At 67.7% G+C, this 11,024-nt stretch carries 9 protein-coding genes; all 9 read left to right on the forward strand.

What is annotated here, in order from left to right; genetic code table 11:
• Positions 1–2 precede the first annotated feature (2 nt).
• The 9 genes from QZM67_RS14970 (at position 3) to QZM67_RS15010 (ending at position 10,988) form a co-directional block, all read left to right on the forward strand.
• Positions 3–1,061: a sulfate/molybdate ABC transporter ATP-binding protein gene (locus tag QZM67_RS14970; protein WP_043182735.1), complete on the forward strand. Its 1,059-nt coding sequence runs from the start codon at positions 3–5 to the stop codon at positions 1,059–1,061.
• 78 nt (positions 1,062–1,139) lie between these two features.
• Positions 1,140–2,066 (forward strand): CysB family HTH-type transcriptional regulator, encoded by a 927-nt coding sequence (locus QZM67_RS14975; protein WP_043182737.1) that lies wholly within the window; start codon positions 1,140–1,142, stop codon positions 2,064–2,066.
• Between the two features lie 477 nt (positions 2,067–2,543).
• On the forward strand, positions 2,544–2,930 hold the full coding sequence (locus QZM67_RS14980; protein ID WP_175022562.1) for a DUF805 domain-containing protein: 387 nt from the start codon (positions 2,544–2,546) through the stop codon (positions 2,928–2,930).
• Positions 2,931–3,207: 277 nt separating this feature from the next.
• The gene (locus QZM67_RS14985; protein WP_043182740.1) at positions 3,208–4,158 is read left to right on the forward strand and encodes a sugar ABC transporter substrate-binding protein; all 951 of its coding nucleotides are present in this window, start codon (positions 3,208–3,210) and stop codon (positions 4,156–4,158) included.
• 145 nt (positions 4,159–4,303) lie between these two features.
• On the forward strand, positions 4,304–5,917 hold the full coding sequence (locus tag QZM67_RS14990; RefSeq protein ID WP_301804313.1) for a sugar ABC transporter ATP-binding protein: 1,614 nt from the start codon (positions 4,304–4,306) through the stop codon (positions 5,915–5,917).
• Complete coding sequence (locus QZM67_RS14995) at positions 5,914–6,933, forward strand: ABC transporter permease (protein ID WP_301804314.1); 1,020 nt, start codon at positions 5,914–5,916, stop codon at positions 6,931–6,933. Before QZM67_RS14990 ends, QZM67_RS14995 begins: the two co-directional genes overlap by 4 nt.
• Before the next feature lie 35 nt (positions 6,934–6,968).
• Positions 6,969–8,000, forward strand: coding sequence for a LacI family DNA-binding transcriptional regulator (locus QZM67_RS15000; protein WP_011351902.1), 1,032 nt, complete (start codon positions 6,969–6,971; stop codon positions 7,998–8,000).
• Positions 7,997–8,932, forward strand: a complete 936-nt coding sequence (rbsK, locus tag QZM67_RS15005; protein ID WP_301804315.1) for a ribokinase — start codon at positions 7,997–7,999, stop codon at positions 8,930–8,932. The genes QZM67_RS15000 and rbsK overlap by 4 nt, the downstream gene beginning before the upstream one ends.
• A 268-nt stretch (positions 8,933–9,200) precedes the next feature.
• On the forward strand, positions 9,201–10,988 hold the full coding sequence (locus tag QZM67_RS15010) for a methyl-accepting chemotaxis protein (RefSeq protein WP_301804316.1): 1,788 nt from the start codon (positions 9,201–9,203) through the stop codon (positions 10,986–10,988).
• The last annotated feature ends 36 nt before the right edge of the window (positions 10,989–11,024 follow it).

The following is an 11,024-nucleotide window of genomic DNA, read 5'->3' on the forward strand; positions in this document are numbered from 1 at the left end:
GAATGGGTATCACCGTCCGTCACCTTCAGAAGCGCTTCGGCGATTTCACGGCGCTCGACAATGTATCGCTCGATTTTCCGCCCGGCGAACTGGTCGCGCTGCTCGGGCCGTCCGGCTGCGGCAAGACCACGCTGCTGCGCGTGATCGCGGGCCTCGAGCACGCGGATGCGGGGCAGGTCGTGCTGCAGGGGCTCGACGTCGCTTCGGTCGGCGCGCGCGAGCGCCAGGTCGGTTTCGTGTTCCAGCACTACGCGCTGTTCCGCCACATGACGGTATTCGAGAACGTCGCGTTCGGGCTGCGCGTGAAGCCGCGCCGCGAGCGGCCGTCGGAAAGCGTGATCCGCGACAAGGTGCACGAGCTGCTGAAGCTCGTGCAGCTCGACTGGCTCGCGCAGCGCTATCCGTCCGAGCTGTCGGGCGGCCAGCGCCAGCGCATCGCGCTGGCCCGCGCGCTCGCGGTCGAACCGAAGGTGCTGCTGCTCGACGAACCGTTCGGCGCACTTGACGCGAAAGTCCGCAAGGAACTGCGCGGCTGGCTGCGTCGTCTGCACGACGACCTGCACATCTCGACGATCTTCGTCACGCACGATCAGGAAGAGGCGCTGGAAGTCGCGGATCGCATCGTCGTGCTGAACCGCGGCCACGTCGAGCAGGTCGGCAGCCCGCAGGACGTCTACGATCATCCGCAGAGCGCGTTCGTCTACGAGTTCCTCGGCGCGGCCAACCGGTTGCCGGGCACGGTCGCCGGGCGCGGCTTCGTCGCCGAGGGCGCAGCCGCGCCGATCGAGGTCGACGCCGATTTCGCGGGCCCCGCGAATGCGTACGTGCGGCCGCACGACCTGCAGCTGTGGCCGGCGGGCGAAGGGCACCGCGACGGCATCGCAGTGGACGTGCGCCGTGTGATCCCGCTCGGCGGTTCGGTGCGCGTGGAGCTCGAGGCGCGCGCAGGCGGCGCGCTCGAAGCCGAACTCGACCGCGACGCGTGGCGTGCGCTGTCGCTGCAGGTCGGCGACGGCGCGACGGCCGTGCCGCGCGCGGTGCGCGTATTCCCCGCGCGCTGACGCGCGGGTGCAAGGCAGGAGGGGGCGGGTGCCGCTCCGATTACACAAGCAAACAACGACAGCCTAAGAGGCATACCCATGAATTTTCAGCAACTGCGCTTCGTGCGCGAAGCGGTGCGCCAGAACATGAACCTGACGGAAGTCGCGAACGTGCTGTACACGTCGCAGTCGGGCGTGTCGAAGCAGATCAAGGATCTCGAGGACGAGCTCGGCGTCGACATCTTCATCCGGCGCGGCAAGCGACTGACGGGGCTCACCGAGCCCGGCAAGGCCGTGCACCAGCTGATCGAGCGGATGCTGCTCGATGCCGAGAACCTGCGCCGTGTCGCGCGCCAGTTCGCCGACCAGGACAGCGGCCACCTCGTCGTCGCAACGACCCACACGCAAGCGCGCTACGCGCTGCCGAAGGTGATCCGGCAGTTCACCGAGGTGTTCCCGAAGGTGCATCTCGCGCTGCGCCAGGGCAGCCCGCAGCAGATCGCGCAGATGATCCTGAACGGCGAGGCCGATCTCGGCATCTCGACCGAGGCGCTCGACCGCTACCCGGACATCGTCACGTTCCCGTGCTATTCGTGGCACCACACGGTGGTCGTGCCGAAGGATCATCCGCTCGTCGGCCGCGAGAACCTCACGCTCGAGGAAATCGCCGAGTACCCGATCATCACGTACGACCAGGACTTCACGGGCCGTTCGCACATCGATCAGGCGTTCACGCAGGCGGGGGCCGTGCCCGACGTCGTGCTGACCGCGATCGACGCAGACGTGATCAAGACCTACGTCGAACTCGGGATGGGGATCGGCGTTGTCGCGGCGATGGCCTACGATCCGCAACGCGACACGGGGCTCGTCGCGCTCGACACGCAGCACCTGTTCGAGGCGAGCACGACGCGGGTCGGGCTGCGCAAGGGCGCGTTCCTGCGCGCCTATGCGTACCGGCTGATCGAGATGTTCGCCCCGCACCTGAACGAAGCGGAAATCGCGGGGCTGTTGCGCGAAGCCGTTTGACGACAGCGCGCCGCGCGCCGTCCCTGCGCGGGTTGTCATGCATTGGGCGGCGGCACGCGATCTGCCGCCGCCTTGGTGGTTCGATTCACCGAATCATCGACCGCCATCGCGGTTTCCAGTCCGATTCATCCCCCCACGCGGCGAGCGAGATGCGGTCGCCTGCCGGCACACCATCAACACAGCACGTTCGAGCGCCACGTTTCGGGTGCGGTCATCTGCCATACCGGGCGACCCGTTTCCACACGGATGTGATTCAATGCGCGTGAATGCCGGCGGACGGATGTCGAGGCGCCCCCTCGGCCACGCTCCTGACCGATAGGCCCGCACAGCGGTGCAATGCGACGCGCCGGAACGAACCGCTGGACGCATGACCGACAGTCGGTTCGCATTCATGGAACCATGCGCGCGGATTGCCGACTCCGACACACTCGGCGACATATTGCGCAGTACGCAACACACGTGACGAAGCGCTAAACAATGAATCTGAAATGGTTTCTCTTTTCCTTCGAAGGCCGAATCGGGCGCCTGCCGTGGTGGATCTACGCGCTGGCTTATGCTTTGCTGTGCGCGTTTTTCGATGCGGGTTCGCGCGGCTCGTCGACTGACGATCTGCCACTGCTTGTGGTGCTGGTGGGCGTCGTCATCGCGGTCATCGCGGTGTGGTCGTCGATTGCGGTCGGCGTGAAGCGGCTGCACGACATCGACAAGTCGGGATGGTGGATGCTGTTGTTGTTCGTTCCGATCGTCGGCTCGCTCGCATTGTTCGTGATGAACGGCTTCATCGCCGGCACGCCGCAGGCGAACCGGTTCGGCGAGCCGCCGTCGGTTGATGAAGACGTGCCGGCGCCGCATGATCCGGCGTGACGCGCGCTCCGAATAAACCCTTAAATATTGATCAGACAGGTTGCGCGCCGACACGAATCGGTACAGCATAGCCTTCACTCCGCCGGCGTCCCGCCGGCGGTGGCGTGTCAACGACAGCACGCGTCAGGCAGTCGGCCGTCTGCCTCGCTTCCATTCCGTGGTACCGACAGCAGCATCGATGGCCATTGTCCGGGTAGTGTGGCGCAAACGTTTGCTCACATTAAAACAACAGTCAAACAATCGTCCGGCCCTTGGGGCCAGTCGCCAGGAGATGTGTATGAATGTCCTCTTTCGCCGTCGCTTCCTGACCGCCGCGCTCGCCGCCGTCGCGGTCGCCGCCGCACCGGCCGTCCACGCGCAATCGACGGCCAAGCCGAAGGTCGCGCTCGTGATGAAGTCGCTTGCCAACGAGTTCTTCCTGACGATGGAAACGGGCGCGAAGGAATACCAGAAACACAACGCGAGCCAGTTCGACCTGATCACCAACGGCATCAAGGACGAGACCGACACCGCGAACCAGATCCGCATCGTCGAGCAGATGATCGTGTCGAAGGTCGATGCGATCGTGCTCGCGCCGGCCGATTCGAAGGCGCTCGTGCCGGTCGTGAAGAAGGCGGTCGACGCGGGCATCATCGTCGTGAACATCGACAACCGGCTCGACCCCGACGTACTGAAATCGAAAAACCTGAACGTGCCGTTCGTCGGCCCGGACAACCGCAAGGGCGCGCGCAAGATCGGCGATTACCTCGCGAAGCGGCTGAAGGCGGGCGATCAGGTCGGTATCGTCGAAGGCGTGTCGACCACCACCAACGCGCAGCAGCGCACGGCCGGCTTCCAGGATGCGATGAAGGCGGGCGGGATGAAGGTCGTGTCGGTGCAGTCCGGCGAATGGGAGATCGACAAGGGCAATGCGGTCGCGGCCGCGATGCTGAACGAATACCCGAACCTGAAGGCGCTGCTGTGCGGCAACGACAACATGGCGATCGGCGCCGTGTCGGCCGTGCGCGCGGCCGGCAAGCAGGGCAAGGTGCTCGTGGTCGGCTACGACAACATCAACGCGATCAAGCCGATGCTGAAGGACGGCCGCGTGCTCGCGACCGCCGATCAGTACGCGGCGAAGCAGGCGGTGTTCGGCATCGACACGGCGCTCAAGGCGATCGCCGAGCATCGCAAGCAGGCCGACATGTCGGGCGTGGTCGAGACGCCGGTGGATCTCGTGACGAAGTGATGCAGCTCCGATGCGGCCGCCGCCCTCAAGAATTTGGCGCGGCGGCCGTTATCCGGGGTGAGCGCGATCACGGCCACTGCATGCACATGCACTTGTGAGCGTCACACCCGCGCGCCGCGTGCGCGCGGCCGCAACCAGGATCGCGATGGACCCGACCTTCCAACCCTCCCGCGCAGCCACTCCCGTGCTGTCCGTATCCGGCATCGGCAAGACCTATGCCGAACCCGTGCTCGCCGACGTCACGCTGACGCTCGAGCCGGGTCACGCGCTTGCGTTGACGGGCGAGAACGGCGCAGGCAAGAGCACGTTGTCGAAGATCATCGGCGGGCTCGTCGAACCGACCACCGGCACGATGCAGCTCGGCGGCCAGCCGTATGCACCGGCGAGCCGGACCCAGGCCGAAGCGCTCGGCGTGCGCATGGTGATGCAGGAGCTGAACCTGCTGCCGACACTGACGATCGCCGAAAACCTGTTCCTGAACCGCCTGCCGCGGCGCTTCGGGATCATCGATCGCGCGCGACTGCGCGACGATGCGCGGGCCGCGATGGCACAGGTCGGGCTCGATACGGTCGATCCCGATACGCCGGTGGGCGCGCTCGGCATCGGCCATCAGCAGATGGTCGAGATCGCGCGTAACCTGATCGGCGACTGTCGCGTGCTGATTCTCGACGAACCGACCGCGATGCTGACCGCGCGCGAAGTCGAACTGCTGTTCGACCAGATCGACCGGCTGAAGGCGCGCGGCGTCGCGATCGTCTACATCTCGCACCGGCTCGAGGAGCTCGCGCGCGTCGCCGAGCGGGTCGCGGTGCTGCGCGACGGCCGGCTCGTCCATGCGGGCGACATGGCGGCGACGACGTCCGACGGGCTCGTCACGCTGATGGTCGGGCGCGAGATCGGCGAGCACATCGATCTCGGCGAGCGCCGTATCGGTGCGCCGCGGCTCGTCGTGTCGGGCCTTACCCGCGGCACGGCGGTGCGCGACGTGTCGCTCGAAGTCCGTGCGGGCGAGATTTTCGGCATCTCCGGGCTGATCGGCGCGGGACGCACCGAGCTGCTGCGGCTGATATACGGCGCCGATACGCCGGATGCGGGGACGATCGCGGTCGGCCAGCCGCTGAAGCCGGCGCGGATCGGTTCGCCCGTCGAGGCGGTGAAGCACGGCATCGCGCTGATCACCGAGGATCGCAAGGGCGAAGGGCTGCTGCTGTCGCAGTCGATCACCGCGAACGTGTCGCTCGGCCAGCTCGACCGGCTCGCGCGCGGCGGCATCGTCGACAGCGCGCGCGAAACGGCGCTCGCCGAGCAGCAGATCGACGCGCTGCGGATCCGCACGCATGGTGCTTCGCAGGCGGTCGGCGAGCTGTCGGGCGGCAATCAGCAGAAAGTCGTGATCGGCCGCTGGCTCGCGCGCGACATGGGCGTGCTGCTGTTCGACGAGCCGACCCGCGGGATCGACGTCGGCGCGAAGTTCGAGATCTACACGCTGATGGGTGCGCTCGCGCGCGAAGGCCGCGCGCTCGTCGTCGTGTCGAGCGACCTGCGCGAGCTGATGCTGATCTGCGACCGGATCGGCGTGATGTCGGCCGGCCGCATGACCGCCGTGTTCGAGCGCGGCAACTGGACCCAGGATGCGCTGCTGGCCGCGGCGTTCGCCGGCTTCGGCCGCGAGACGCCGCCGGGCGGCACACGGCATCCGGACGCGGGGCAGGCGCCAGGCGCCGCTCCGGGCACTTCGACGACAGGACGACAGCCATGACCCAGCCTCCCGTATCCCCGACCGACGCAGGCGCGCAGCAGGACGTGACGGGGCGCCGCGCGCGCACGCTGTCCGGCACGCGGCTCGGGCTGTCGAACTATCTCGGGCTCGCCGGCGCGCTCGCCGCGATGATCGTGCTGTTTTCGGTGCTGAGCTCGCATTTCCTGACCTACGACACGTTCAGCACGATCGCGAACCAGATTCCCGATCTCGTCGTGATGTCGGTCGGGATGACCTTCGTGCTGATCATCGCCGGGATCGACCTGTCGGTCGGCTCGGTGCTCGCGCTCGCCGCGTCGATGGTCAGCGTCGCCGCGCTGAAATGGCAGTGGGGGCCGCTGCCGGCCGCGCTGATCGGCATCGCGGTCGCAGCCGTTACGGGCGCGCTGACGGGCGCGGTCACGGTCGGCTGGCGGATTCCGTCCTTCATCGTGTCGCTCGGCGTGCTGGAGGCCGCGCGCGGCGTCGCGTACCAGCTGACGAATTCGCGCACGGCGTATATCGGCGACGCGTTCGATTTCCTGTCGAACCCGATCGCGCTCGGCATCTCGCCGGCATTCCTGATCGCGGTCGCGGTGATGATCGCGGCCCAGTTCGTGCTGACGCGCACCGTATTCGGACGCTATCTCGTCGGGATCGGCACGAACGAGGAAGCCGTCCGACTTGCAGGGGTTAACCCCCGGCCGTATAAAATTCTCGTATTCGCACTGATGGGCGCGCTCGCCGGGCTCGCGTCGCTGTTCCAGATTTCGCGGCTCGAGGCGGCCGACCCGAACGCGGGCGTGGGCCTCGAACTGCAGGTGATCGCGGCCGTCGTGATCGGCGGCACGAGCCTGATGGGCGGGCGCGGCTCGGTGATCAGCACGTTCTTCGGCGTGTTGATCATCTCCGTGCTGGCCGCGGGGCTTGCGCAGATCGGTGCGAACGAACCGACGAAACGGATCATCACCGGCGCGGTAATCGTGGTGGCAGTCGTGCTCGATACGTATCGCAGCCGGCGCACACGCGTGCGGTAGAAAGACAGACAGAACAGACCAGAGAGAAACGGGAAATGGCGACGATCAAGGATGTGGCGGCCATGGCGGGCGTGTCGTTTACGACCGTCTCGCACGTGGTGAACAATTCGCGGCCGGTGTCCGCGGATGTGCGTGCGAAGGTCGAGGGCGCAATCCGCGAGCTGAATTACGTGCCGTCGGCCGTGGCGCGCTCGCTGAAGGCGCGTGCGACGGCGACCATCGGCCTCGTCGTGCCGAACAGCACGAATCCGTACTTCGCGGAGCTTGCGCGCGGCATCGAGGATCAGTGCGCGGCCAACGGCTATTGCGTGTTCTTCTGCAACTCGGACGACGATCCGGTGAAGCAGCGCAACTACTTGCGCGTGCTGCAGGAAAAGCGCATCGACGGGCTGATCGTCGCATCGGCCGGCGAGGATGCGGTGCTCGCGCAGACGCTCGCGGATATTCACGCGCCGCTCGTCGTCGTCGACCGCAACATCGAGGGGCTCGCGGCCGATCTCGTGCAGATCGACCACGAGCGCGGCGCGTACCTGGCGACGCGGCACCTGCTCGAGCTCGGGCACGCGAAGATCGGCTGCATTACGGGGCCGACCGACACGGCCGTCAGCGCGATGCGCGTGCACGGCTTCATCCGCGCGATGGCCGAGCGCGGGGTCGACATCGTGCCGGGCGCGATCGCGGAGAGCGACTTCTCGTGCCTCGGCGGTTATCACGCGGCGTCGCGGCTGTTCGAATCGGTGCGGCCGAGCGCGATCTTCGCGGGCAACGACCTGATGGGTGTCGGCGCACTGCGCGCGGCGGCCGAGCGCGGCATGCGCGTGCCCGACGACTGCTCGATCATCGGGTTCGACGACATCGAATTTTCCCGCTACACGTATCCGGCACTGTCGACGGTCGGCCAGTCGGTGCGCGCGCTCGGCGAAATGGCCGCGCAGACACTGATCGAGCGGATCGGTGGCGGCTCGACGGCCGTGCCGAGCCGTCGCCGCGTCGTATCGCCGCGCCTCGTGCTGCGTGAATCGACCGCGATCTACCGCGAGCCGCCGGCCTCCGGCGGTCGCGCATGACGGCGCTCGCACCGGGCGCCGGCCGCGTGACGGTGGTCGGCAGCCTCAACATGGATCTCGTCGTGCGCGCGCCGCGTCTGCCGTTGCCGGGCGAAACGCTCGCCGGTCACGCGTTCGCGCAGGCGGCGGGTGGCAAGGGTGGCAACCAGGCCGTCGCCGCTGCGCGGCTTGGTGCGCAAGTCGCGATGATCGGCTGCGTCGGCGCGGATGCGCATGGCGCGGCCCTGCGCGCGGGCCTCGAAGCCGAGGGGATCGATTGCGCGGGGCTCGCGACGAGCGCGTCGGCATCGACCGGCGTTGCGCTGATCGTCGTCGACGATGCGAGCCAGAACGCGATCGTGATCGTCGCGGGCGGCAACGGCGAGGTCACGACCGATACGGTTGCGCAGCACGAGGCCGCACTGGCGTCGGCCGACGTCGTTATCTGCCAGCTCGAAACGCCACCGGACGCGGTGTTCGCAGCGCTGTCGGCCGGGCGTCGGCTCGGCCGCACGGTGGTGCTCAATCCGGCCCCGGCCGTCGCACCGCTGCCGGACGGCTGGCTGCCGCTCGTCGATTACCTGATCCCGAACGAGGTCGAGGCCGCCGCGCTGACCGCGCTGCCCGTGCGCGACCCGGCGGAGGCGGAAGCCGCCGCGCGGGCGCTGCAGGCAAGCGGCGCGCGCAACGTGCTGGTCACGCTGGGCGCGCGCGGCGTGCTGGCGCTGACGGCCGATGGTGCGGCGCTGCATTATCCGGCGCCCGCCGTGCAGGCCGTCGACACGACGGCGGCCGGCGATACCTTCATCGGCGGCTTTGCCGCGCAGCTCGCGGCCAGCGCGGACGTCGACACGGCCATCCGCTTCGCGCAACGCGCAGCGGCACTGTCGGTCACGCGAGCGGGCGCGCAGCCGTCGATTCCAACGCTAGCCGAACTGGCCGATAGGGCCTGATCGCCCATCGCGGCCGGCTCGTCGCCAACGACTGCCGGCCGGGCGCCGCGACGCCCGCCGGCAGTGGAGGGCCGTCCATCTCCTGGCTTCCCGAACACACGCGAGACGCGCATTATTCATTCAGCTATTTGTAATAAACAGACAAATAATTCGAAAAAATAGCGAGATTGCCATCAAGTTGTGCGGTGCACGGTCGTAAATGCACCGGGTGAAGCAATGCTTCGAGCCAACGGGCCGGGCCCGTTCATGACGCAACACAGGATGGATGATGGTGTTCAGGAACCTGACGATTCGCGCGCGCATCGGTTTGACGATGGCATTTCTGGCGGTGCTGCTGGGTGTAACCGGCGTGCTCGGGGTGTACGGCATGACGCGCTCGAACGACACGACGCGCGATATTTTCACGAACCAGATGCCGAGCGCGGTCGATGTGGCGATGGCGGAAATGTATGCGGCGCGCGAGCGTCTTGCGCTCGACCGCGCGGCGCTGCTGGCCGGCACGCCCGATGCGGCGGCCGCCGTCGAGCGTAGCCGCGCGATGCGCACGCAGGCCGACGCGTGGTGGCAGAAATACCTGGCGCTGCCGCGCGGGCCCGAGGAGGATCGGCTCGCGCAGGACGTCGTCGCGAAGCGCGAGGCGATGCAGCACGGCTGTGACGCGTTCGCGAGCGTCCTTGGCGCGGATCAGCGCGATCGCATCGGCGACGGCGCCAAGCAGCTCCAGGTGCTCTACAACGACCTCGCGGTGGCCAGCGAGGCGCTGCGCAACTTCCAGTTCACCGATGCGCAGGTGAGCTTCAATCATGCGGAGTCGGCGTTCGACACGCTGCGCGTGCTGTCGATCGTCGCGCTCTTGGCCGGGATCGGCGCCGCATTGATGTCGTGGTTGACGCTGAGCCGCGCGATCGGCCGTCCGATTGCCGACGCGCTTGCACATTTCGACGCGATTGCCGCCGGCGACCTGCGCCGGCCGATCGTCGTGGACCGGCATGACGAGATGGGCCAGCTTCTCCAGGGCCTGGGCAAGATGCAGCGCGGGCTCGTCGACACGGTGCGCACCGTGCGCGGCGGCAGCGAGTCGATCGCGACCGCGGCGCGCCAGATCGCGGCCGGCAACATCGACCTGTCGTCGCGCACCGAGGAGCAGGCCGCAGCGCTGCAGGAAACCGCATCGAGCATGGAACAGCTGACCGGCACCGTGAAACAGAACGCGGACAATGCACGCCAGGCCAGCTCGCTGGCCGCGAATGCGTCGGAGATTGCAAACAAGGGCAATACGGTGGTCGGCCAGGTGGTCGGCACGATGGGCGAGATCAACGACAGCTCGGCGAAGATCGCGGACATCATTGCGATCATCGAGGGAATCGCGTTCCAGACCAATATTCTTGCGCTGAATGCAGCGGTCGAAGCCGCGCGGGCAGGCGAGGAAGGCCGAGGTTTCGCGGTCGTCGCGGGTGAGGTGCGCAGCCTGGCCCAGCGCTCGTCGACTGCTGCCAAGGAGATCAAGGTGCTGATCGACGCGTCGGTGGAGCGCATCCGGTCGGGTTCCACGCTGGTCGACGAAGCGGGGCGCACGATGAGCGACGTGATCGGTGCGGTGCAGCGCGTGACGGACATCATGGGCGAGATCGCAGCGGCGTCCGAGGAGCAGAGCGGCGGGATCGACCAGGTGGCGCGCGCGGTCGCACAGATGGACGAGGTTACGCAGCAGAATGCGGCACTCGTCGAGGAGGCTGCGGCTGCCGCACAGTCGCTCGACGAACAGGCCGGGCGCCTGCGTGAAACAGCGGCGGTATTCCAGCTCGACGACGACACGTCACGCCCGGGCGCCGCAGCGCCGGTTGCGGTGCGTCACGCGCCGCGTGCGCCTTCCGTCGCGGTTGCCATGCCCGTCCAGACTGACGTTGCGCAACGCGCAACTGCTGTGCGCGACGATCGCGATGCGCCGCCGAAACGCGTGGCCGCAGCGGCGCCGATGCGCAAGCCCGTCGCTGTCGCTGCTGCGCCCGCGCAGTCGGCCGTGACCGCGGACGCGGATGACTGGGAGACCTTCTGATTCGCGCGTGCCGCGCATCTATCCCCATTTGGTGAC

It is taken from the genome of Burkholderia sp. AU45251 (assembly GCF_030482905.1).
In the GTDB taxonomy this organism is placed as follows: domain Bacteria; phylum Pseudomonadota; class Gammaproteobacteria; order Burkholderiales; family Burkholderiaceae; genus Burkholderia; species Burkholderia aenigmatica.